Origin of the sequence: Comamonas serinivorans, assembly GCF_002158865.1 — a bacterium.
Lineage (GTDB): Bacteria > Pseudomonadota > Gammaproteobacteria > Burkholderiales > Burkholderiaceae_C > Comamonas_E > Comamonas_E serinivorans.
This window is the reverse complement of the sequence record NZ_CP021455.1, coordinates 3,077,908-3,100,662: the sequence shown is the minus strand read 5'-3', so window position 1 is coordinate 3,100,662 and position 22,755 is coordinate 3,077,908. Positions and strand designations below refer to the sequence as shown.

Here is a 22,755-nt window from a genome sequence, read left to right as displayed (position 1 = left end):
CCGGTGGATACTGGTAGCCAAGTTCGGAATTGGCTGAGCACCTGTCCGAGTCCGTCGACCATCCGGGCTGCAGGGGCTGGTTGCATGCTGAATCGGCCCTCTGCGCGGGCCTGCATGCAGATGGCCACGTCCTCGGGGTCGACCCAGGCCGCATCGACCCGCAGCGGCTGGCCCGGCTGCGGAGCGCGATCTGCGCCGGGCCGGCTGCAGCCCGGACAGCTGGGCCGGGTCAGGCGATGAACAGCGCCGGGTCGACCATGGTGCGGTTCAGCATCACGCCCCAGTGCAGGTGTGGCCCGGTCACGCGTCCCGTGGCGCCCACTTTGGCAAAGGCACGGCCGGGTGCCAGGGTGTCGCCGACCCTGCAGTCGATGGCGCTGAGGTGGCAGTACATGGTCAAAAAGCCGCCACCATGGTCCAGCCACACGGTGTTGCCGTTGAAGAAGTAGTCGCCGGTGTCGATGACCTTGCCCGCCAGCGGTGCCTTGATGGGGGTGCCTGTGGGGGCGGCGATGTCCATGCCGCTGTGCGGGTTGCGCGACTGGCCGTTGAACACGCGCCGCAGACCGAACGAACTGGAGCGCCGGCCGGGCACGGGCACGCCCAGGCGCAGGCTGGGGGGCACGGGCGCGCTCACCGTGGCCATCACCTGCTGCTGGTGGGTGCGCTCGCGGTTGTAGCGGGCCTCGTCGTCGGGCGACAGGTCCACCGTCTTGGGCGCCACCTTCAGCCGCTGTTCGGCATAGTGCTTGTCGCGGATGTCGAACGCGATGGACCGCGTGGAGCCCTGGGTCTCGCGCACGATGACCGAATCGCTGCCGGGCTGGGCCGCCAGTGCAATGCCGAGCACGGCCGTCCAGCCGAAGGGGTCGCCCACGACCAGCACCGGCACCGCATCGCGCGTGTGCACCTGCGGGGCTTGTGCGCCGGGGCCCAGCTCCAGCAACACCACGCCGCCGGGCACGGCCGACGCGCGTGGCAGCACGGTGGCGCTGCCCTGAGCCCAGGCCGGGTGGGCCAGGCTGGTCAGGCCCAGCGCGCCGGTCATGGCCAGCCAGGTGCGGCGCGAGGTCTGCGGGGACGGAGATGGGGGGAGTGGGGGGAAAGCAGGGGAGTCCATGGCGGGCATTGTCCCGCACACCCGAGGGCCGCCGTTCCGGACCGGACGGGTAGCCCCAGCGCCAGCCCGGGCCACCCACAGGCGCTTGCGCATGTGGGTGAGGTCGATGCACACCTCGCTGCAGGGCGCGCCTTCAGGCTGCTTGCCTAGCCGCATCATTTTCACCGGGCCACCGGGGCCTCCGTGTCTCTATGTCTCCATGTCTCCATGTCTCCACGTCTCCATGTCTCCATGTCTCCATGTCTCCATGTCTCCGTGCCGTGCCGCCAGTCGCCGCCCAAGACCGATCTGACCGGCTGAGCCATGGCGCTGGTGCGCGATTCCGCAGCGGAATCTGTCGGCCAGCGCGTTGCCCAGCCTCAGGCGAGCGCGTTGGAGGATGCTCCCAGCGCCAAGGGCGTGTCATCGCGCGGGTTCCGGCATCGCCGCGGTCGACGGCCTTCGGCTCTGGGGTGTGAGCGCTGGTCGCAGCGTCCCTCATCCCGTCCCTCGGCTTGAACGCGTGCGGCCGCGGCCCCGGTGACCCGCACATACCCGAATTGGCAGGCTTGCCAGGCTCAGTGGCGCAGGGGTATGGCCGGCGCAGGTGCGTGCTGTCTCGCACGCGGTGGCGGTGCGTGCCGGGGGCTGCTCCAATTTCAAGCTTGTGCAGCCGCATGCCGCTGGCGCGCCGATTTGACCAGGAGATGAACCATGACCGCCCGCGACCTGAGCCAGGACGAAGCCTTTCGCGCCGAGGTGCGCCAATTCCTGCAGGACGAGCTGACGCCGGAGCTGCGTGCCGATGGCCGCCGCAACGCTGGCATCTTCAGCGACTACGGCCCGGGCAACAGCTGGCACCGCATCCTGGCCAAGCGCGGCTGGAGCGTGCCGCACTGGCCCGTGGAATGGGGCGGCACCGGCTGGACGCCCATGCAGCACTACATCTTTGCCAGCGAATGCACGCTGGCCGGCGCACCGGCGCGCGCACCCCAGGGCCCCAGCATGGTGGCCCCGGTGCTGCTGAAGTACGGCACGCCCGAGCAAAAGGAGCGCTGGCTGCCCGCGATCCGCAGCGGCGAGGACTACTGGGCGCAGGGCTACTCCGAGCCCGGCTCGGGGTCGGACCTGGCCTCGCTGCAGTGCCGCGCGGTGCGCGATGGCGACGAGTACGTGATCAACGGCACCAAGATTTGGACCACGCACGCGCATTTCTCCAACCGCATCTTCTGCCTGGTGCGCACCTCGACCGAGGGCAAGCCACAGCAGGGCATCAGCTTCCTGTGTTTCGACATCGACCTGCCCGGCATCACGATTCGTCCCATCCCCAGCCTGTCGGGCGATCACGAGCTGAACCAGGTCTTCTTCGACGACGTGCGCGTGCCCGTGTCGGCCCTGGTGGGTGAAGAAAACCAGGGCTGGACGGTCGCCAAGTACCTGCTGGTGCACGAGCGGTCCGGGCTGCGCAGCCCGTCGCAGCGCGTGCGCCTGGAACGCCTGATGGCACGCGCCCAGCTCGCCTTCGGTGAGCGCACCGATGCCGCTGCCCAGCGGGCCGCCGATGCGCTGTGGATGCGCATCGCCCGCGCCGCTGCCGGGGTGGACGCGATGCAGGCCACCGACCTGGATGCGCTGGACGCGAGCGTGGCCGGGCAAGAGCCGCCGCTGCTGCCCTCGGTGGGCAAGGTGCTGGGCGCGCAGGGCCGCCAGCTGATCACCTCGCTGCTGGTCGAGGCCGGTGGCCCGGCCATGGCCGCCAGCCTGAGCCAGGAAGACGCCCAGGGCCGCGCCGATGGCCTGGACGTGCCCGAGGACGCCATCTATGGCACCAAGGCCTACCTGAACGACCGCGCGGCCTCGATCTATGGCGGCTCGAACGAGGTGCAGCGCGGCATCGTCTGGAAGGACCTGGAAACCGGTGGCCTCAAGCCCACCGACGTCAACCTGCTGCACGGCCAGCTGCTGGGCGAGGACCAGGCCGATCTGCGCGACGCGCTGGTGATGCTCGATGCGCAGGTCTGTCGCCTGCTGCAGGTCGGGCCGGGCACGGCCAACCAGGGCGCCACGGTCGATCAGCTGCAGCTCGGTGGCGAGCCGGCCTCGCAGCCCGAAACCGGCGGCTGGCCGCTGCCGGCCTGGTGGGCGCAGCTGGGCGAGCTCGGCGCGCTGAGCGTGGCCTGGCCCGAAGCGCAAGGCGGCATCGATGCCGGCCTGCTGGGCCATGGCCAGATGATGTATTCGCTGGCCCGCGGCGTGAAGGCGCAGGCCTACCTGGCCTCGGTGGTGCTGGGCGGCGGCGCGCTGTTGGCCAGCCAGCAGCCTGCCCACGCCGAGCTGCTGGCCCGCGTGGGCGCCGGTCAGGCCATGGTGGCTTTTGCACATGGCGAGCCCGCCGCACACGGTGACCGCCACCTGGTGCAGACCCGGTTGGTGCGCCAGGGCGATGGCAGCTGGCACCTGTCGGGCCGCAAAGCCCTGGTGCTGGCTGCGCCCTGGGCCAGCCATGCGGTGGTCAGCGCCCGCGTGTCGGGCAAGGACCACGAGGCCGCTGGCCTGGCCCTGGTCGTGGTGCCGCTGAAGGCCGCCGGTGTGCGCCAGCGCGCGTTCAAGACCATCGATGGCGCCTGCGCCAGCGAACTGGCCTTCGACAACGTGTCCGTGGCCGCCAGCGACCTGATCGGCGAAGCCGGCCAGGCCGCGGGCTTGATCGACGCGCTGCTGGACCAGGCCACGCTGGCGCTGTCGGCCGAGGTGCTGGGCCTCAGCGAGCGCATGATCGAAGACACCCTGGCGCACCTGCGCCAGCGCACGCAGTTCGGCAAGCCGCTGGGCACCTTCCAGGTGCTGCAGCACCGCGTAACCGAGATGTACAACCTGCGCGCGCTGGCCATGGCGCAAACCCGCCGCGCCCTGCGTGACCTGCCGGCCGACGCCGGCCCGCGTGCCTACACCGCGTCGGCCACGATGCTGGTCGCCAGCCAGGCCGCCACCGAGGTGGGCGAGGGCACCGTGCAGCTGCACGGCGCCATGGGCGTCACCGAAGAGCTGGCGGCCGGCCACTACTTCCGCCGCGCCACGGTGCTGGTGCAGCAGCTGGGCTCGCCCGACTGGCATGCCGGCCGCGTGGCCGACGTGTTGCGCGCGAGGGTCTGACGACCCCGCCTCGCGGCCCGCGCCCCGTGCGCACGGCCGCCCACCGGGTCGCGGCGGATGGCCTGCATCGCGGGGCGCTGGGCGCCGCGGATTGAGGTCTGTGGCTTGGCTGATTGGCAGTATGCATGACGTCCCGTTCAAAAATCATCGGGATGAGATGCATACCCCTTCATCGTTTGACATGGCGTGATGCGCTTGGGATGGATGCGGGCGCGACGGCCTGCTGGGCCAGAGCCGGGTGATGACGTGATCTGCTGGCCTTCAGGGCGCGCAGCCTGAAGCGGATGCGATGATGCGCCGGGCTGAACGAGCTGGGGAGGGCTTGCATGCGCATCTTGAAATGGGCCGCCGTGGGTGTGGCGCTGGTGGTCGTGCTGTCGCTGGGCGCGTTGTGGTCCTGGGGGCAGTTCGCGCAGCGTGCCGTGGGCGCGGCGAGCCAGGCCCTGCCGGCTGCCGCGGCCGATACCCGGCTCGACCGCCAGGTGGCACCGTGGCTGGCCGAGCGCCCCGCGCAGACCGGCGCCACGCTGATCACCGACAACCTGCAGGCGTTCGCGGCGCGGGCCGTGACGGCCCGTGAGGCCGAGCGCAGCATCGACGTGCAGTACTACCTCTGGCACGACGACCTGACCGGCCGCCTGCTCAAGGATGCCTTGCTGTCGGCGGCCGAACGCGGGGTGCGTGTGCGCATGCTGATCGACGACATGAACGGCCTGGACCTGGACGAGAGCCTGTTGGCCATGGACGCCCACCCGATGCTCGAAGTGCGGCTGTTCAACCCGGCGCGCAACCGGGACACGGCCTGGCGGCGTGCGCTGGAGATGGGCTTGCGCTTCGTCAGCTTCAACCGCCGCATGCACAACAAGTCCTGGACCGTCGATGGCCGCGTGACGCTGGTGGGCGGCCGCAACATCGGCGACGAGTACTTCGACGCGGCCGATGTGAACTTTCACGACGCGGACCTGTTCATGGTCGGCCCGGCCGTCGCGCAGACCAGCGAGATCTTCGACACCTTCTGGAACAGCGCTGCCGTGATTCCGCTGGCCGCGCTGCATGAGCGCGCGCCCGACATCGACCTGGCCGCTGCGCGCGCCGCATGGCGTGCGGCCGGCGCGGGCACCGTGTACCAACAGGCCATGCAGGACCCCGCAAACCAGACCGCGCAGCGCCTGGCGGGGCAGGCCTGGCGGTGGGTGACGGACCTGCGCGTGCTGTCCGACCCGCCCGAGAAGGCCTCGGCCGTGGCGACGCGGCGAGCGCCCGAGAACTGGCTGCTGTTCGACATCCTGCAGAAGATGTTCTCGACCCGGCACGAGCTGCGGCTGATCTCGCCATACTTCGTGCCGGGCACCACGGGCACCCTGCTGTTCACCGGCATGGCCACGCGCGGCGTCGATGTCGGCATCCTGACGAATTCACTGGCGGCCAACGACGTACCGGCCGTGCACGCCGGCTACCAGGCCTACCGCGCGCCGCTGCTGGCTGCGGGCGTCCAGCTGTGGGAGCTGAAGCCCGGCGCGCGCAGCGCCGACGACAAGCTGACCGGCTCCAGCGGCGCCAGCCTGCACACCAAGGCCTTCGTCATCGACCAGGCACGCGGCTTTGTGGGCTCGTTCAATTTCGATCCACGTTCGGCCTCGTTGAACACCGAGATGGGCGTGATGTTCGAGGACCCGGGGCTGGCGGCTGACGTGGCCCGCATGTTCACGGCAGCCCGGGCCACCAGCTATGCCGTGAGCCAGACCGCCGACGGCGCGCTGCGCTGGACCGATGTGGGCGGCACGCAGACCTGGCGCCACGACCCCGAGACCAGCGTGTTCAAGCGCGCGCTGGCTCGCGTCATCGGCTGGCTGCCGATCGAGTCGCAGCTGTAGCGGAGCCGCGCTACGGCACCCAGACGTAGCGCACGACGTGGAAGAAGATGGGGGCGGCGAAGATCACGGAGTCCAGCCGGTCCAGCATGCCGCCATGGCCTTCGATCATGGTGCCCCAGTCCTTGACGCCGCGGTCGCGCTTGATGGCCGACATCACCAGGCCGCCCAGAAAGCCCATGAGGCAGATCAGGAAGGCCATGGCGCCGGCCTGCCACGGCGTGAAGGGCGTGGCCCAGTACAGCCCGGCGCCCAGCAGCGTGGCACTGGCCACGCCGCCGATCAGGCCCTCCCAGGTTTTGGAGGGCGAGAGTTCGGGCGCGACCTTGCGCCGGCCCAGCAGCTTGCCCCAGACGTACTGCAGCACGTCGCTGCCCTGCACGACGATGACGAGGAAGGCGATGAGCAGCAGGTTGCGGCCCTGGAAGCCGGGGATGGGCAGCGTGAGCAGCGCCGGCACGTGGCTGATGCAGAACACGCAGATCATCAGGCCCCATTGCACCTTGGCCGTGCGCTCGAGAAAGCGCGTGGTGTCGCTGCCCAGGGCCGCCAGGATGGGCAGCACCAGGAAGGCGTACACGGGGATGAAGATCGAGTACAGGCCGTACCACTCGATCCACACCAGCAGGTATTGCACAGGCAGGCCAATGTAGAAAGCGGCCGCAATCGCATAGTGGTCGCCCCGGCGGGTGTAGGCCAGGGTGATGAACTCGCGCAGCGCGTAGAACGAGATGAGCAGGAACAGCGCGATGACGCCCCCTTTGCCCAGCGCGAACGCCAGGCCGATGGCCGCCACCATCACCCACCAGGCCTTCACGCGGGCATTCAGGTTGTCGATGACGCTGTGCGGCGCGCCCTGAGCCACGCGCCACTTGAGCAGGGCGCCAATGGCCGAGGCCAGGATGAGCACGCCGGCCACGCCGCCAAACAGCTGCAGCGTCACGCGCTGGAAGTCGCTGAGGTTCATGCGGGACCTCGGGAGGATGCGGGCGCGGGCACCGGCGCGGGCGCGGCGGCCAGCTGCAGGGGCTGGGCACCGGTGGGGGCCGCTGGAGCTGCAAGCGTCACATCGCCAGGTGCGGCGTCGGCGGCCGTTGAATTGCCAGGCACAGCATCGCTGAGGTGGCGCGAGGTTTGAAGGGAGTTGGAGGCCATTGCCGTTGGCATTGCGTTGTCAGTTTGGTCGTACTCCGGCCTCAGGGCCAGCATGGCGTGGCGGGCACGGGCCAGAAAGCTGGCCTTGTCTTCACCGGGCAGCAGTGTCAGCGGCGGGCCGTAGGTGACGGTGCAGGCCAGCGGAATCGGCAACAGCGCGCCCTTGGGCAGCACACGCTTGAGGTTGGCGATCCACACGGGCACCAGGCGCACCTGCGGGCATTCGCGGGCCAGGTGGAACAACCCGCTCTTGAGGGGCAGCAGGGTGTCGTCGCCGGTGTTGCGCGTGCCTTCGGGAAACATGATGAGCGAGTCGCCCGCGGCCAGCGCCTCGGCCATGGCGTGCACCGGGTTGTCGCCAGGGCCACCATCGCGGCGGATCATCAGCGCATGGAACACGTCGTGGCCGATGAACTGGCGCAGGCGCGATGCCAGCCAGTAGTCCTGGCCTGCCACCGGTCGCGTGAGCACGCGCAGGTCGCGCGGCAGCGTCGCCCACAGCAGCACGAAGTCGCCATGGCTGGTGTGGTTGGCGAAGTACAGGGTTTGCTGCGCGCTGGGCGCCGCGTTCACCCAGATGCCGCGCACGCCGGTGAGCAGCCGCGCCGTGGTCAGGATGAGGCGCACCGCCAGCGCGGCGGCGGCGCGGCGCAGCGGTGTCGAGGGGAGCGTCGGGTGCGGCTTGGGGTCTGATGGGCTCATGGCCAGGGGCGGATGAGGGTGGGGATCAGCCCTGCGAGCAGGGCCAGGAACTGCAGGCCGACGACCGCGGCGTGGCGTGTCATCCAGCGCCGGGTGCCGGCCACGCGCTCGTCCAGCGGGCGGGTGACGCCGGGGCGCGGCCGCAGTCGCAGCCGGGCCAGCGCCTCGTCCAGCGCGGTCAGGCTGGCGATGTGACCCTGCGCCAGGTGGGTGAACAGGCGCTCATCAAGGTGAAGGCGAAAAGCGAGGTATCGCTCGATGATCGATAGCAACACAACGAGGATCAGGGTGTACTGCTGCCATGCGCTGATGCTAGGGCCTGCCAGCACCGGCATGGCCAGGCTGAGCAGCAGGGCGATGGCGCCCAGGGTCAGCGCCCAGTGGGCCAGCCCGCGGCTGGCGTGCAGCAGGGCGGCCAAGGCGGCGCACTGCGCGCGCTCGTCGGCGCTCAGGGCCGGGGGCTTCGGCAGCAGGGGCGGCGTTGCAGGCGTCATGCCGGTGTTGCTGCAGCGGGCCAGGCTGATGGGCGCCCCGGACCCGTGGGTGGGTCCAGCAAGGCCTGCAGCGCGGCCCGCAGCGGGGCGGAGAGGACGATGGCGGGCCGGGCCGCGCGCAGCGCCTGTTCAGCCTCGTCCACGGTGGCCGCGCGGCCGGTGAGCAGCAGCCAGGCCATCAGGCTGACGGCGCTGCGCGACATCCCCAGGGCGCAACAGACCCAGACCGCCGGCGCAGGCACCACAGGCTGGGCGCCGGGCGCGGGTGTTGCGCATCGCGCCGCCAGCATGCGCTGGTGCTGGCCCTCGATCAGCAAGGCTGCGTGGCGCAGCTGCAGCGGCGTGGGGGTGACCAGGTCGAGCAGCGGCAGGCCGCGCACCTTGCGCTGCAGCCGCGCGGCACGCGGCGCTTGCAGCTCGGCGCACAGGCTGACCAGGCGCGGCTTGCCATGGCCATGCCATTCGGCCGCGCTGGGCAGGCGGCCCAGCCAGACGCCCGGCAGCACCTCTTGAGCGAGGGGCAGCTTGCGCGTCCAGGCCCGGGCGTTGAGGGCGGCGCCCAGCCGGTAGGGGGCGTACAACCATCGTGCGGCCCATGCCATCTGGCCGTCGCGGTCCATGGCCAGGCCACGCGCGCCCAGGCCCAGGTAGCAGGCCGCCACCAGCAGCAGCGAGGCGGCAGGCCAGGCCAGCCACAGCGCCAGCGGCATGCCGTGCCGGCCCAGGGCCAGCGCGGCGACCAGCAACAGCACACCCGCCGCCGCATACGCGCCGGCCAGCGCGCGCCGGCGGGCGTCCTGCGTCAGACGCCACGCGCGCGGCAGGGCCACGCGGCGCTCCAGTGGCCACAGCCACACGCACAGCAGGCCCAGCAACGCGCCGGTCGGGATGTCGATGAAATGGTGCTGGTAGGTGGTCAGCACCGAGCCGCAGATGGCCAGCGCCCACACATGCAGCACCGCGCGCGCCCAGCGGGCGTGAATCAGGCGCCGGTACCCGTCCCACAGGATCACGGCCAGCGCGATGTGCAGCGAGGGCGCCTGGTTGTAGGGCTGGTCGAAGCCGCGCAGCGCGTTGAACAGAAAGGCCGGCGCGCCGCTGACCTCGGGCTGGCCGAAGCTGAAATGCAGCGGCCACAGCACGAAGCAGGTCACGGCGATCAGCTGCGCCGTGAGCAAGCGCGCCGCATGCCGGTCGACCAGGTGCTTGGTGCGGCCCAGGAACAGCGACAGCGCGTAGAAGGCGTTGATGGACCAGTACGGAAAGATGGTCCAGGCCCAGAAGGGCATGCCGTGTTCCCAGTCGAACACGACCGAGGGCACCTGCGCGCGCGTGCCGGCCCACCAGTTGGCCAGGCCGTAGCTCAGGTAGAACAGCGGCCCGAGCAGCGCCAGCCAGGCGGCGGCGCGTCGCCAGGGGCGCCGAGGTACCGCGCCCGGGGTCATGACGCCACCCGCACCGCCAGCGACACGGTGAAGATGCCCCAGCGGTCCACGCGCTGGGTGAGCTTGCGAAAGCCTGCGGCGGCGACGAGCTGGTCCATCTCGGCCTGTGTGCGCCGACGCATGACCCAGGCCAAGGGCGGCCCTTCGGGGGGTGTCGCGACGCGGGCATCTGCGGGCTCGGGCGGGCTGCTGCGTTGCAAATGCTCGCCATGGCTGTGCTTTGCGCCTTGCATCCCATCCCGATCCGCAGCGCCCGCTTTCCGCTCACCCCCCGAAGGGCCGCCCGTGCCCCGCCGGTGGCTGGTGAGGGCGCGCGCGATCATCTCCAGCTGCGGATGCCAGGGCTGGCCGGTGTAGACCAGGTAGCCGCCTTCGTCCACGGCGTCGGCCACGCCGGCGAGCGAGCGGCGCACCAGGGCGTTGTCGGGGAAGAGCTCGTACAGGCCGGACACCACGGCCAGCGTGGGACGCGGCGTGACGGCGGCCAGGCTCGCGCGGTCGAAGGCGTCCGCCTGCTCGAAGCGTGCGCGGCCTTGCAGGCCGCGCTCGGCGATCAGGCGCTGACCGCCCTGCACGTTGAGCGCGCTGTAGTCGCGCAGCAGGATGGACTCGGGGGTGACCGGTCCGCCGGCCACCGGACTGCCGGCCACGGGATTGCCCGCCACCGGATTGCCGGCCACCGCATCCAGCACGTAGCGGCCGTGGCCTGCGGCGATGTCCATCACGCGCACGGCTTGGCCGGCGGCCTGCAGGCGTTGCATGGCCTCGTGCAGCAGGGCTTCCACGTGCAGCTTGCGTTGGCGGATGCCCCGCCAGCCGATCGAGTCGAGGTAGGTGCGGTCGATGAGCGGGCCCACCAGCGGTGCGCCGGCGGCCTGGTTGCGGTAGACGTAGTCCAGCGTGCTGCCTGAATCAAAGCCCGTCTCGTGGCCCAGCTTCACCCCGTCGGACAACAGGCCGCCCAGCTTGAGGCCGGCCCGCGTGGCGCCCCAGTACAGGCCGCGCGGCGACAGCGCCGGCAGCGGTGCGGCCAGGGCGCGCGCCTCATCGGCCGTGGCGCCGTGCTGGTCGGCATCCAGCAGGTTGACCGGCGGGGCCGGGGCATCGAACTGCTGCAGGATGAAGGCGCGCACACGGGCCACGGCCGGCGCGCGGTCGCGCTCGCCCAGGGTGTCGTGAAAAAAGCCGGGCAGCTCGATCTTCTCCTTCACGGCGCTGCCCAGGCGCTCGAAGAAGCGGTGCTGCGGCGCGTGGTGCACCACCCAGTCGGCGCCCGAGATGAGCAGCTGCGTGGGCAGCACGATGGCGTTGGCGTCCTGCACCACGCGTTCGGCCGCCTGGTACAGCTCGAGCAGGATGTTGACCGCGATGGGCCGCGTGATGAGCGGGTCGGTGCGGTAGCTGGCGATGCGCGCGTCGTCGTGCGTGAGGAACTGGGGCTTCACGTAGCTGTTGACGAAGAACAGCCCGCGCAGCTTGTGCATGAGCGCCAGGCCAGGCCGCGCAAACGGCACGTACAGCTTGACCTTGAACGCCGGCGAGGCCAGCGTCATGCCGCGCACGCGGGGCGCGTAGTCGTGCGCCCAGGTCGACACCAGCACCGCGCCCACGCTCTGCGCGACGATGTACTGGTCCGCCTCGGCCACGCCATGCCGGTTGGCGATGTGGTCCACGAAGGTCTGCACGTCGCGCACCGAATCGGCGAAGCTGGGGCTGTGTCCGCGCTGGCCCGGCGAGCGGCCATGGCCGCGCGCGTCCCAGGCGAACAGGTCGAAGTCGGGCAGGTTCAGCTCATCGACCAGGTGCGCCATGCGCGCGCCATGCTCGTGGCCGCGGTGGAACAGCACGATGGCGCCGCGCCGCGGGCCCGAGGTGGCCGGCCAGTGGCGGTAGAACAGGGACACGCCGTCGTGCGTGCTGAACTGCAGCTCGTCCACCGGGCGTTGGGTGAGTGGCGCCGCCACGCTGACGACGGCGGTGCGCGTGGCGCCCGGGGCGGTTGAAGCGGCTGACGCAGACGAGGGGGTCAACATGCGGGGCTCCTTCTCGGGGGATTCATCGACGCGAATGGGAAGCGGCCTCGATCAGGGCCTGGCGGATGCGGCGCACGGTGGTCCAGGCGATCAAGGCCGCCAGCAGTGGCATCAGGGCGCTGCTCCAGCCGGGCAGCGGGCCGCCCAGCGCCACGTACAGGCCCAGGGCGCCGAAGACGAACGCGCGGTCGCTTTTGCCCAGCGGGCCGTCGTAGCGGCGCGAGGCGCCCACTGTGGGCCCCAGGGCGCCGGCGAACTCGGACAGGCCGGCGAGCACGATCACCACGCCCACCCACAGCCCGCTGAAGGGTGCTACCAGTGCAAACGGCAGGTAGAGCGCAGCGTCCGACACCACGTCGGTCAATTCGTTGAGGAAGGCGCCCAGCGCCGTTTGTTGCCCGTGTTCGCGCGCCAGCATGCCGTCGACGGCGTTGAGCGCCATGCGCAGCAGCATCCACAGCGGAATCAGCCCATAGGCCCAGGCCGGCGCGGCCGCCGCGTACAGGCCCAGCCCCAGCGCAACGGATACGGCGCAGGCCAGCACGGTGACCTGGTTGGCGGTGACGCCCGCCTGGGCCAGCCGCTGCACCAGGGGGCGCAGCAGGGCTTGGAAGCGGGGCTTGAGTTGGTAGATGGACACCGGAGCGCGAGGCCGTGGTTGCGATGCCAGCGATTGTGCACAGGCCAGGCGCCCGCAACGCGGGCCGCCGCTGCGCGCGTCGCAAGTGGCGGCAGGCTCGCCGCCCGGTGCTGCCAGGCGATACCGCGTGGCCGCGCGTGGGCGGGCGGTGTGCCTGGTACGGCTTGGGGGCTTGGCGTGGCAACACTCAGGGGGCAGGCGATGCAGGGCGCGTCTCGACCTTCACCACCATCGCCGGGGCCGAGGGACGACAGACAGGTCAGAGGTCAGCGCTCGACGGCCGGTGCAAGGCGGCCATTGGGCCATGCTGCGCGCGATCACCTCGAGGCGCTCTTTGTACCCAACGGCGGAGGCGCAAGCGGGGCCGCACACGCGATGGGGTGCCCGGTCATCGCACGGCTCGCTGGGCGGCGCGAAGCGACGTCCGTGAGAGGCTGGGTAGGGAGGATGAAGCAGTATGGGCCGGCTTCCGATGAATTTTTATCGGCAACCGGCCCATACTCTCAAACCGTCAAGCGTTCAGCGCGGCGCTCACTTGAAGCCGACGCGGTCCAGCATCTGCTGCACCTGGGTCTGGTTGCGGCCCACGGCGCTGATGGGGATGGTTTCGCTCTTGAAGCTGCCGCCCGTCATCTGCTGCAGGGCCGGGTTGTTGAAGGCGATGCCCTTGACCACCGGCCATTCGTTGTTGCCGTTGGCGAAGTAGTCCTGCGCTTGCGGGCTGACCAGGTACTCCAGGAACTTGACGGCGTTGTCGGGGTGCTTGGCGTGCTTGGCCACGGCGGCGCCGGCCACGTTCACGTGCGTGCCCCAGCTGCCCTGGTTGGGGAACACCACCTTCACCTTGTTGACCACGGCCTGGTCTTCGGGCTTGGTCGAGCGCATGAGGCGGGCCAAGTAGTAGCTGTTGGACACGGCCACGCCGCATTCGCCCGAGGCCACGCCCTTGATCTGGTCGGTGTCGCCGCCCTTGGGCGCGCGTGCCATGTTGGCCACCATGCCTTTGAGCCAGTCTTCGGTCTTGGGCGCGCCCATGTGCTGCAGCACGGCGCCGAACAGGCTGAGGTTGTAGGGGTGCGAGCCGGAGCGGATGCAGAGCATGCCCTTGAGCTTGGGATCGGCGAGTTTTTCGTAGCTGTCGACGTCGCCGGCCTTCACGCGGGCCGGGTCGTAGACGATGACGCGAGCGCGCGTGGACAGCCCGAACCAGGGGGAGCCCTGGTCGCCGACGGCGTCGGCGCGCAGGTTGGCGGGGATCTTGTCCTCGAGCACGGCGGACTTGACGGGCTTGAACAGGCCATCTTCCTCGCCGCGCCACAGGCGGGCGGCGTCGACCAGCAGGATCACGTCGGCCGGAGAGGCGCTGCCCTCGGCCTTGAGGCGCGCGATGATGCCGGCGTCGTCGGCGTCGACGCGGTTGATCTTGATGCCCGTGGCCTGGGTGAAGTTGTTGTAGAGCGCCTCGTCAGACGCGTAATGACGCGCCGAATAGAGGTTCAGGACCTTGTCCTCGGCGGCGTGGGCCGAGCCCAGGGCGGCCAGGGCCAGCGCGGCGATGGCGAAGCGGTGTGTCATCTCTCTCCTTCATGCTTGGGGCGGGGTCGCGATGATACGGGCGGTGCGAGTGGTTCGCATTCGTGACTTCACCGATCATTGGATGAATCGTGGTCAGTATCGGTCGATTACCGTTTTATGGGCAACGGGATTGCCTGGATACTGCAGTCAAATGTGCCGCAAGACCTTACGCCATGACGGGCGATGCCGGGGCCTGGGTCCCCCGGCCCGGCGTGCCGAAAGCGGCCATGAAGGTGGTCACCGCCAGCCGCACCCAGCGGTCCAGTTGTTCGGCCGAGGGGTGCGATTCGGGGTGCATCAGGCATTCCAGCTGGCCTTCGCCGCGCACCAGGCTGATGAACAGGGCGGCCGCCGCGTCGATGCCCACCGCCTGCACGTTGACCTCGCCGGCCTGGGCCGCCTGGCCCAGCCGCTCGGCCAGCATGCCGATGATGACCCGCGGCCCCGCCAGGTGAAAGCGCCGTGCCAGGTCGGGAAAGCGCGGCGCGTCGGCCACGATCACGCGCAGCAGCGCCAGCCCCTCGGGCGACAGCACGATCCGGAGGTAGGCCAGGCCGATGTCGGTCAGCGTCTTGGCCAAGTTGCCGGGCACCACCGCGATGGCGCTGACGGCCTGGTGCGTGCCCGCGCATTGGCGCTCGATGACGGCGGCGAACAAGGCCTCCTTGGTCGGGAAGCAGGCGTACATCGTGGCCTTGGAAACCTTGGCCTCGCGCTGAATCATGTCGGTGGTGGCGGCGCTGAAGCCGTGCGCCAGGAACACGCGGGAGGCGGCCTCGAGGATGGCCAGCGATTTGGGGGAGGGGTCGGCAGGGGGCGGCGGCATGTCGGACAGGGGCGGGCAGGGCAAAGCGGCAATCATGCCTGTCGATGAGACTATACCGAACGGTTTTATCAAAATCAACAAGCGCACAGTGCTTATGATAAGGGCTAATGAATGATATGGTGCTCTTGCATGGATGAGGCTGAACCGTTATAGTACCGATCGGTTTTATTCAAGCAGGCACCCCGCTGCGCCTGCGTCCCCTTCATGACGACTGATTCCCTGGTTCACCCCAACCGAGCTGGCGCCCCTGCGCCAGGCCGGTGGTCGGTGGTGCTCGTGCCGTTGCTGCTGGCCGGCTGCATGACCGATCCGCAGCTGCCCCCGCCCCACCTCGACACCCCGACCGCGGCGCTGCAGGCCCGCGCGGCGACGGTGGCCGCCCAGCCCGCGCTCGACGCATCGGCGCCGCCGTCACCCTGGTGGCGGCTGTTCAACGACGCCACGCTGACCGCGCTGGAAGGCGAGGCCGGCACCCGCAACCTGGACCTGCGCGCGGCCGTGGCCCGCATCGATGAAAGCCGGGCGCAGCTCGGGCTGGTCAGCGCCAACCGGGCGCCGCAACTGGCCGCGACGGCCGGCTACACGCGCTCGGGCCTCAGCGAGCACTCGCCCCTGCACCGGCTGGGTGCCCCCACGGCGGGCAGCAGCACCTGGACGCTGGGCCTGCAGGCCGGCTGGGAGCTGGATCTGTGGGGCCACCTGCGGCAGGTCGAAACCTCGGCACGCATGCAGCTGCAGGCCGTGGCCTATGGGCAGGAAGCGGTGCGCGTGTCGGTGGCGGCCGAAGTGGCGCGCACCTACCTGCTGCTGCGCGGCGCACAGGCCCAGACGGCCATCGCCCAGGACAACCAGCGCATTGCCCAGGACCTGCTGCGCATGGCCGAGAGCCGGGCCCGCAATGGCGTGGCCACGCGCTTCGATGCCGCTGCGGCGCGCGCCGACCTCGCGGGCATCGAGGCCAGCCTGCTGCAGCTGCAGCACCAGCGCGACACCCTGATGAACGCGCTGGCCTTGCTGCTGGGCTGGCCGCCGCGCGAGCTGAACGACCGGCTGGTTGATGCCGCGCTGCCCGCGATGCCGGCTCGCCTGCCGGTGGGCGTGTCGTCCGAGCTGGCGCGCACGCGCCCCGACATCCTGCAGGCGAACGCCCGGCTGCAGGCCGCCGTAGCCGACATCGGCGCGGCGCGGGCGGACTTCTACCCGCGCATCGGCCTGGGTGGCAGCCTGGGCGTGCAGGCGTTCCAGCTCTCGGACCTGGGCAGCTGGGCCTCGCGCCAGTTTTCGGTCGGGCCGACGCTGCACCTGCCGATCTTCCAGGGCGGGCGGCTGCAGAGCCAGCTGGCGCTGAGCGAGGCCCGCCACCAGCTGGCGGCCATCGCCTACCAGCAGACGGTGCTGCGCGCCTGGCACGAAGTCGACGACGCCCTGGGCGCCTATGCCAGCGAACGCGCCCGCGAGGTGAAGCTGCGCGAGGCGCAGCAGCAAAGCCAGGTTGCCCTGGACGTGGCGCAGAAGGGCTATCAGGAAGGGGTGTCCGACTTCACCGCGGTGCTGGTGGCCCGGCGCTCGCTGCTGAGCAGCCAGGCCGCGCTGGCCGACTGCGCCACGGCGTCGGCGCTGTCCGTGGTGGGGCTGTACCGCGCGTTGGGCGGCGGTTGGTCGCCCGAGCTGCTGCAGCCCGACGCGGCGCAGGCGGGCAGCCCCCAAGCCGTGCCCGCGGCTGAACCGGACGTGCGCTCGTGAGCGCGGCGCAGGTGAACGCCACCGCCACCGCGGGCGGCGCAGCAGCGGGGCCGGTGTTCGGCCCGCGCCTGGCGGCGGGCTTGCTGGGCGTGCTGCTCGCGGCCATGGTGTCGGGGCTGAACAACCGCGTGCCGGGGCTGGTGCTGGCCGACGTGCAAGGCGCGCTGGGTCTGGCCACGGACGATGCCGCGTGGCTGAACACGGCGTACTTTGCCGGCGAGCTGGCAGCCATGCCGTTCGCGACCTGGTTCGCCATCACCTTCTCGCTGCGCCGCGTGCACAACGGCGCCCTGGGCGTGGCCCTGCTGCTGGCTGCGGTGCTGCCGCTGGTGCACAACCTGCACCTGCTGCTGGCGTTGCGGGCCCTACAGGGGCTGTTCGCGGGGGCCTTGATTCCGCTGCTGATGATGTCGGCGCTGCGCTTTCTGCCCCCCGCGATCCGATTGCATGGCCTGGCGCTGTATGCGATGACGGCGACGTTCGCACCCAACGTGGCGCTGTGGCTGGCCGCGCTGTGCGTGGACCGGCTGGAGGACTGGCGCTGGGTGTACTGGCACGTCATCCCGCTGGGGCTGGTGGCCATGGCCCTGGTGAGCTGGGGCGTTCCGGCCATGCCGCCGGCCTTGTCGCGCCTGAAGCAGGCCAACTGGCTGGGCATGGCCGTGGGCATACCCGGCCTGGCCCTGCTGGTGGTGGGGCTGGACCAGGGCGTGCGGCTGGACTGGTTCCAGTCGCCACTGATCGTCACAGCGCTTGCGTCCGGGCTGGTGCTGACCGCGCTGTTCCTGTTCAGCGAGTGGCACCACCCCGCGCCCTTCGTCCGGCTGCAGCTGCTGGGCCGGCGCAACCTGGGCCTGGGGTTCACCGTGTTCTTCTGCCTGTTGATCACCTTGTCCACGGCCGTGGCCCTGCCGGCGAACGTGCTGGCGCACGGGCCGGGCTTTCGCATGGCGCAGATCGCCCCCATCGGCTTGATCGTGGGCCTGCCCCAGCTGGTGCTGGGCTCGGTGGTGGCGCTGCTGCTCTACCAGCGCTGGGTCGATGCGCGGCACCTGTTCGTGCTGGGCCTGGTGTGCATCGCGGGGGCCTGCTGGCTGGGCTCGGGCGTCAGCAGCGAGTGGCGGGTGGACCAGTTCCTGTGGGCCGAGGTGCTGCAGGCCGTGGGCCAGCCGCTGGCCGTGGTGCCCCTGCTGTTCCTGGGCACCAGCGTGGTGGCGCCTCAGGAGGGCGCCTATGTCTCGGGCATCATCAACACGCTGCGCGCCCTGGGCTCGGTGTTCGGCAGCGCGGTCATCAACCAGCTGATGACGCTGCGCACCCAGTTCCACGGCGAGGTGTTGCTGGACCACGCCGCGTTGCTGCGGCCCGGCCTGCCGCAGGCGGAGTCGTGGCACACCCTGGCCGGCGCCGTGGCCCAGCAGGCCAGCATCCTCGCGGCGGCCGATGTCTACCGGCTGTTCGCCGTCGTCGCCGTGCTGCTCGTGCCCTGCGTGCTGTGCCTGCAGCGCATTCCGGCGCCCGCGACGGCGACCCTGCCTTCGCCATCCCCGTCACCCCAACCGCCTGCCGCGTCCGGCACTGCACCCGTCGCTCTGGCAGGCCCTCTTGCTGGCGTGGGCGCCGGCACGGGCGCTGCCGTGCGTTGACCTTCATCCGATTCGAGACTTTCCATGACTTTGAACACCCGTCATTTCCGACTCCTGGCTGGCGCCGTCGTCGCCTGCGTGGGCGTGGGCGCCTTCCTCGTGCTCAACCGCGCGGAATCGGCCGCGACCGAGCAGCGCACCGACGACGCCTACGTGCAAGCCGATTTCACCGCCATCGTGCCGCAGGTCAGTGGCGTGATCGCCGAGGTGGCCGTGGCCGACCACCAGCGCGTGGCCGCCGGCGACCCGCTGGTGCGCATCGATGCGCGCGATCTGCGCATCGCCGTCGACGGCGCCCAGGCGCAGGCGGCCGGTGCCCAGGCCACCATCGACAGCCTGCAAGGGCAACTGGAGCGGCAGCACAGCCTGATCGCCCAGGCCCAGGCCGCGATTGCCGCCGACGACGCCCAGCTCAAGCTCGCCGACGCCGACCGGCAGCGCTTCGCCAACCTGGCGCGGGACGGCTCGGGCACCTTGCAGGCGCAGCAGCAGGCCGAGGCGCAGTGGGGCATTCATCGCGCCTCGCGCGAACGCGACGTGGCCGCCCTGGCTTCGGTGCGGCAACAGCTCGCCATCCTGCGTGCCGACCTCGACAAGGCGCGGGCAGCGCTGTCGGCCGCACAGGCCCAGCAGGCGGCGGCCGAACTCCAACTCTCGTACGCCGAGCTGCGCGCGCCGGTGGCCGGCATCGTGGCCCAGCGCCGCGCCCGGGTTGGCGGCTATGCCCGCGTGGGCGAGCCCCTGCTGACGCTGGTGCCGCTGGATGCCCTGTACGTGGAAGCCAACTTCCGCGAGACGCAGCTGGCGCACGTGCGCGTCGGGCAGCCCGTGACGCTCGAGGTCGATGCGCTGCCGGACACGTCCCTGCGCGGCCACGTCGACAGCCTGGGGCCGGCGAGCGGCGTGAGCTTTTCGGCCGTGCCGCCGCACAACGCCACCGGCAACTTCACCAAGATCGTGCAGCGCCTGCCGGTGCGCATTGCGCTGGAGCCCGGACAGGAGGCCCTGCGCGAGCTGCGCGTCGGCATGTCGGTGCGGCCCCGCATCGACACCGCCGGTGCCGGCCAGGCCCATGCCGCAGCGGCGTTGTGAGGTGAGGTGGAGGGGCGGATGGCGGACAGCGGACTGTGGGTCCCAATCTGGAGGGGCGTTCAACCAGGGAATGCTGTTCAGCTCGTCCCTGATCGGTGCGCGGCGGCGCTGAAGTCTTCCGGTGGCTCCGGCTGTCGGTGGGTTCTGCGGCTTCGCGGGCTTTCGTTGGCCCAGACCTGTCGTGCCAACACGCGTGCTGCGTGACAGAGGGGTACGCCGGCGCGTCCAGCTGTTGTGGGCGCAGCCGACGGGACTGTCTGGCGCAGCACGCGAGCAGCGTGCCTTGCCTTGGGCGGGGAGCCTGCAGGAACCTGCAGCCGTTTGGGCGTTGCAGACGAGGCGACGGACGGATCGCCTCAGGCGTGTGATGGCGGGGTCATGAGGCAGAGAAGGGACGTCGCCCAGAAATTGGGCGCAGTATAGGGTTGGTATCGTTGACCAGAAAACGACAAGGGCTGAATACTGCGTTCACCCATTGAATGACATGCGTGGCCCCGGGTACACGGGCTGATCCCAAGCAGGCCGGCAGCTTGGCCCACCAACGCCGAAGCCGGCACAGGGCCGGCTTCGGTGGGGGCCGCGGTCAGAACAGCGGCAACTGGTCAGGCGGGTCACCCCGCCGCGCATCAGCGCTTTTTGGCCACAGCGGCGTCGGCCGTGCTGGTGGCCGTTTTGGCGGCGCTCACCGCCGAGTTGGCCAGCGTGTTGATGTTGGCTTCGGCCACGTCGGAGGCTTGCTTCACAGCCTTTTGCACCGATTCGTAGGCGTTGTTGGCGGCAGCGACGGCGCTCTTCATCATGGCCACAGCCGTTTCCGAACCAGCGGGTGCGCTCTTGGCAGCGGTGTCCACCAGGTTGGCGAAGGTGGCTTGCGATTCGGCGACCTTGCCTTCGAAGGCCTTGCCGATTTCGGCTGTGGCGCCCGAGGCGATTTCGTACAGGTGACGGTTGTAGGCGGCGGTCTTCTCAGCCAGGGGCTGCAGCACGCTGGCTTGCAGGGCCAGCAGTTCCTGGGCGTCCTTGACGCTCAGCACGGCCTGGGCGTGCGAAGCCGATTCGTTCAGGGCGGCCTTGGCGGCGGCCACGTTCAGCTCGACGAGCTTCTCGACGCCTTCGAAGGCCTTGGTCGTCAGACCAAACAGGGCTTCAACGGTGGCTTTTTGTTGGGCAAGCAGTTGTTCGGGGGTCAGCATGGTCATTCCTTCAAGGAGGGGGCGGGGAGGTCGGTACAGCTCTTTTGTTGCACTGCAACATGACTCGAATTGTAGGCCCACTGTGTGACGGTGCAAGGGGTTTTGCTGCGATGCACAATGAAATGTGTAACTTTGTGAAACCTCGCAACACACCCGGCGCGCCCAGGCTGGGGCGGGCGGTCACACGGGCGCCGGGATGAAGCAATGCACAATGGCGGCTTTGCCCGCGCGCATCGCGCCTGAAGGCTCTCTCCTCCCACGCTCCCATGGCCGTTTTCACCGAAGTTTCCGTCGATCAAGCTCAAAAACTTGCCCACAACCTGGGCCTGGGTCAGGTGGTGGCACTCCAGGGCATCGAAGGAGGCATCGAGAACACCAACTACTTCCTGACGACCGATCAGGGCGAGTGGGTGCTGACGCTGTTCGAGCGGCTGACCCACGCGCAGCTGCCGTTTTACCTGCACCTGATGAAGCACCTGGCCCAGCGCGGCGTGCGCGTGCCCGATCCGCAGGCCAAGCTGGCCGGCGTGCGCCTGGGCAAGGGCGAGGACGAGCTGCTGCACACCGTGGCCGGCAAGCCGGCCGCCGTGGTCAACCGCCTGCCGGGCAAAAGCGTGCTGGCGCCCGCCGCGGCGCACTGCGCGGTGGTGGGCGAAGCGCTGGCGCACATGCACCTGGCCGGGGCCGATTACGACCGCCAGCAGCCCAACCTGCGCGGCCTGGCCTGGTGGAACGAGACCGTGCCGGTGGTGCTGCCGCACCTCGATGACGCCCAACGCAGCCTGATCGAGTCCGAGCTGGCCTACCAGAACCACGTGGCGCAGAGCGCCGCCTACGAAGGCCTGCCGCGCGGCCCGGTGCACGCCGACCTGTTCCGCGACAACGCCATCTTCGACCTGGCCCGTCAGGGCGAGGACGCGACCCCGGTGCTGGGGGGCTTCTTCGATTTCTACTTCGCCGGCTGCGACACCTGGCTGTTCGACCTGGCCGTGTGCCTGAACGACTGGGCCATCGACTGGCCCACCGGGGCCCACGATGCCGAGCGCGCCCAGGCCATGCTGGACGCCTACCAGGCCGTGCGTCCACTCACGGCGGGCGAGCGCCAGCTGCTGCCGGCGCTGCTGCGCGCCGGTGCGCTGCGCTTCTGGATTTCGCGGCTGTGGGACTTTCACCTGCCGCGTGAGGCCAGCATGCTCAAGGCCCACGATCCCGCGCATTTCGAACGGGTGCTGCGCGAGCGCGTCGCCCGGCCTTACACCCTGAGCTGAGGTGGCCATGACCTACCGAACCGTGCCCGTGCGCCAGGGGCTGTACTGGCTGCGCGAGGGGGCCGTGGGCTTCTTCCGCCGTCCGATGGCGCTGGGCAGCCTGTTCCTGCTCGGCTTCATGGGCCTGATGCTGCTGGCGGCCCTGCCGCTGGTCGGCCTGCCGCTGTCGCTGATGCTGACGCCCTGCGTCAGCTTTGGCCTGCTGGCCGCTGTGGGCGAGCTGCGCGGCGGCCGCGCGCCATCGCCTGCGCTGCTGATCGAGGGCCTGCGCGGCGCGCCCGTGCGCCGGCGCAACATGCTGCGCCTGGGCCTGCTGTATGGCGCCATCATGCTGACGTGGACGGTGCTGTGGCTCTCGGGCCTGGACTGGAACGCGCTGATGAGCGCCGACGGCACGCCCAACGTCGAGGCCATCCGCGGCAACTCGCAGCTGTTGACGGCGGTGCTCATGGTCGGTGTGGGCAACGTGCCCTTGCTCATGGTCTTCATGCACGCGGCCGCGCTGGTGTACTGGAACCAGAGCCCCACCTTGCAGGCCCTGGGCACCAGCGCCATGGCCATGGTGCGCAGCCTGCCGGCCTACCTGCTGTGGCTGCTGTGCCTGTTCATGGCGTTTTCGGCGCTGGGCAGCCTGCTGCAGTTCATCCTGGTGATGGTGGGCGGCGCGGGCCTGGTGGTGCCCGTGACCTTTGCCATCTGGGCCGCGGTCAGCTGCGTCGGCCTGGGCGGCATGTTCCAGGCCTTCCTCGATTGCCATCCGCCCAGCACACCACGGCCCGGTTGATGGGGGTATGAGCCTGTTGCCGATGTCATGCAAACG

The 22,755-nt window shown here is 70.3% G+C and carries 16 protein-coding genes and 1 pseudogene; 7 read left to right on the top strand and 10 right to left on the bottom strand.

Annotation, left to right across the window (positions count from 1 at the left end; all coding sequences use genetic code 11):
- Nucleotides 1–229: 229 nt before the first annotated feature.
- Complete coding sequence (locus CCO03_RS13100) at nt 230–1,120, bottom strand: peptidoglycan DD-metalloendopeptidase family protein (protein WP_418236026.1); 891 nt, start codon at nt 1,118–1,120, stop codon at nt 230–232.
- 693 nt (nt 1,121–1,813) lie between these two features.
- Between CCO03_RS13100 and CCO03_RS13095 the strand changes: the two genes are divergently transcribed.
- Both CCO03_RS13095 and CCO03_RS13090 read left to right on the top strand, forming a co-directional pair.
- Nucleotides 1,814–4,252 carry an acyl-CoA dehydrogenase family protein gene (locus tag CCO03_RS13095; RefSeq protein WP_087281715.1) on the top strand — a complete coding sequence of 813 codons (2,439 nt, stop codon included), beginning with the start codon at nt 1,814–1,816 and terminating at the stop codon, nt 4,250–4,252.
- A gap of 326 nt (nt 4,253–4,578) precedes the next feature.
- Nucleotides 4,579–6,126 carry a phospholipase D family protein gene (locus tag CCO03_RS13090; protein ID WP_087281713.1) on the top strand — a complete coding sequence of 516 codons (1,548 nt, stop codon included), beginning with the start codon at nt 4,579–4,581 and terminating at the stop codon, nt 6,124–6,126.
- Nucleotides 6,127–6,136: 10 nt separating this feature from the next.
- Here CCO03_RS13090 and CCO03_RS13085 read toward each other — a convergent pair whose 3' ends face one another.
- The 8 genes and pseudogenes from CCO03_RS13085 to CCO03_RS13050 form a co-directional block, all read right to left on the bottom strand.
- The gene (locus CCO03_RS13085; RefSeq protein ID WP_087281711.1) at nt 6,137–7,090 is read right to left on the bottom strand and encodes a phosphatidate cytidylyltransferase; all 954 of its coding nucleotides are present in this window, start codon (nt 7,088–7,090) and stop codon (nt 6,137–6,139) included.
- Nucleotides 7,091–7,296: 206 nt separating this feature from the next.
- Nucleotides 7,297–7,980 (bottom strand): annotated as a pseudogene (locus CCO03_RS13080) (lysophospholipid acyltransferase family protein); the annotation flags it as partial.
- On the bottom strand, nt 7,977–8,474 hold the full coding sequence (locus tag CCO03_RS13075) for a hypothetical protein (RefSeq protein ID WP_205690299.1): 498 nt from the start codon (nt 8,472–8,474) through the stop codon (nt 7,977–7,979). The gene CCO03_RS13075 and the pseudogene CCO03_RS13080, both read right to left, overlap by 4 nt.
- Nucleotides 8,471–9,919 carry a phosphatase PAP2/dual specificity phosphatase family protein gene (locus tag CCO03_RS13070; protein ID WP_087281707.1) on the bottom strand — a complete coding sequence of 483 codons (1,449 nt, stop codon included), beginning with the start codon at nt 9,917–9,919 and terminating at the stop codon, nt 8,471–8,473. Before CCO03_RS13070 ends, CCO03_RS13075 begins: the two co-directional genes overlap by 4 nt.
- On the bottom strand, nt 9,916–11,883 hold the full coding sequence (locus CCO03_RS13065) for a bifunctional alpha/beta hydrolase/class I SAM-dependent methyltransferase (RefSeq protein ID WP_236904142.1): 1,968 nt from the start codon (nt 11,881–11,883) through the stop codon (nt 9,916–9,918). The genes CCO03_RS13070 and CCO03_RS13065 overlap by 4 nt, the downstream gene beginning before the upstream one ends.
- Before the next feature lie 91 nt (nt 11,884–11,974).
- Nucleotides 11,975–12,592 (bottom strand): CDP-alcohol phosphatidyltransferase family protein, encoded by a 618-nt coding sequence (locus CCO03_RS13060; RefSeq protein WP_087281705.1) that lies wholly within the window; start codon nt 12,590–12,592, stop codon nt 11,975–11,977.
- 531 nt (nt 12,593–13,123) lie between these two features.
- Nucleotides 13,124–14,167, bottom strand: a complete 1,044-nt coding sequence (locus CCO03_RS13055; RefSeq protein ID WP_087281703.1) for an extracellular solute-binding protein — start codon at nt 14,165–14,167, stop codon at nt 13,124–13,126.
- Nucleotides 14,168–14,333: 166 nt separating this feature from the next.
- Nucleotides 14,334–14,993: a TetR/AcrR family transcriptional regulator gene (locus tag CCO03_RS13050; protein WP_087284672.1), complete on the bottom strand. Its 660-nt coding sequence runs from the start codon at nt 14,991–14,993 to the stop codon at nt 14,334–14,336.
- Between the two features lie 204 nt (nt 14,994–15,197).
- On the opposite strand from CCO03_RS13050, the gene CCO03_RS13045 reads away from it, so the two are divergent.
- The 3 genes from CCO03_RS13045 to CCO03_RS13035 are packed head-to-tail and all read left to right on the top strand — an operon-like array spanning nt 15,198 to nt 19,474.
- The gene (locus CCO03_RS13045) at nt 15,198–16,736 is read left to right on the top strand and encodes an efflux transporter outer membrane subunit (protein ID WP_087281702.1); all 1,539 of its coding nucleotides are present in this window, start codon (nt 15,198–15,200) and stop codon (nt 16,734–16,736) included.
- Nucleotides 16,733–18,382, top strand: a complete 1,650-nt coding sequence (locus CCO03_RS13040) for an MFS transporter (RefSeq protein ID WP_236903801.1) — start codon at nt 16,733–16,735, stop codon at nt 18,380–18,382. Before CCO03_RS13045 ends, CCO03_RS13040 begins: the two co-directional genes overlap by 4 nt.
- 24 nt (nt 18,383–18,406) lie before the next feature.
- Entirely contained in the window at nt 18,407–19,474 is a 1,068-nt protein-coding gene (locus CCO03_RS13035; RefSeq protein WP_087281700.1) for an HlyD family secretion protein, read from the top strand.
- 626 nt (nt 19,475–20,100) lie between these two features.
- On the opposite strand, the gene phaP is transcribed toward CCO03_RS13035, so the two are convergent.
- A complete protein-coding gene (phaP, locus tag CCO03_RS13030; RefSeq protein WP_418236025.1) occupies nt 20,101–20,667 on the bottom strand; it encodes a TIGR01841 family phasin in 567 nt (188 codons plus the stop codon).
- 266 nt (nt 20,668–20,933) lie between these two features.
- Between phaP and CCO03_RS13025 the strand changes: the two genes are divergently transcribed.
- Both CCO03_RS13025 and CCO03_RS13020 read left to right on the top strand, forming a co-directional pair.
- Nucleotides 20,934–21,935 (top strand): homoserine kinase, encoded by a 1,002-nt coding sequence (locus CCO03_RS13025; RefSeq protein WP_087281696.1) that lies wholly within the window; start codon nt 20,934–20,936, stop codon nt 21,933–21,935.
- Nucleotides 21,936–21,942: 7 nt separating this feature from the next.
- Nucleotides 21,943–22,719, top strand: a complete 777-nt coding sequence (locus CCO03_RS13020) for a BPSS1780 family membrane protein (protein ID WP_157667679.1) — start codon at nt 21,943–21,945, stop codon at nt 22,717–22,719.
- Nucleotides 22,720–22,755: the final 36 nt, after the last annotated feature.

Coding starts and splice junctions, on each gene's coding strand:
- CCO03_RS13100 (WP_418236026.1), bottom strand. CDS start 1,120: ATGGACTCCCCTGCTTTCCCCCCACTCCCCCCATCTCCGTCCCCGCAG.
- CCO03_RS13095 (WP_087281715.1), top strand. CDS start 1,814: ATGACCGCCCGCGACCTGAGCCAGGACGAAGCCTTTCGCGCCGAGGTG.
- CCO03_RS13090 (WP_087281713.1), top strand. CDS start 4,579: ATGCGCATCTTGAAATGGGCCGCCGTGGGTGTGGCGCTGGTGGTCGTG.
- CCO03_RS13085 (WP_087281711.1), bottom strand. CDS start 7,090: ATGAACCTCAGCGACTTCCAGCGCGTGACGCTGCAGCTGTTTGGCGGC.
- CCO03_RS13075 (WP_205690299.1), bottom strand. CDS start 8,474: ATGACGCCTGCAACGCCGCCCCTGCTGCCGAAGCCCCCGGCCCTGAGC.
- CCO03_RS13070 (WP_087281707.1), bottom strand. CDS start 9,919: ATGACCCCGGGCGCGGTACCTCGGCGCCCCTGGCGACGCGCCGCCGCC.
- CCO03_RS13055 (WP_087281703.1), bottom strand. CDS start 14,167: ATGACACACCGCTTCGCCATCGCCGCGCTGGCCCTGGCCGCCCTGGGC.
- CCO03_RS13050 (WP_087284672.1), bottom strand. CDS start 14,993: ATGCCGCCGCCCCCTGCCGACCCCTCCCCCAAATCGCTGGCCATCCTC.
- CCO03_RS13045 (WP_087281702.1), top strand. CDS start 15,198: ATGACGACTGATTCCCTGGTTCACCCCAACCGAGCTGGCGCCCCTGCG.
- CCO03_RS13035 (WP_087281700.1), top strand. CDS start 18,407: ATGACTTTGAACACCCGTCATTTCCGACTCCTGGCTGGCGCCGTCGTC.
- phaP (WP_418236025.1), bottom strand. CDS start 20,667: ATGCTGACCCCCGAACAACTGCTTGCCCAACAAAAAGCCACCGTTGAA.
- CCO03_RS13025 (WP_087281696.1), top strand. CDS start 20,934: ATGGCCGTTTTCACCGAAGTTTCCGTCGATCAAGCTCAAAAACTTGCC.
- CCO03_RS13020 (WP_157667679.1), top strand. CDS start 21,943: ATGACCTACCGAACCGTGCCCGTGCGCCAGGGGCTGTACTGGCTGCGC.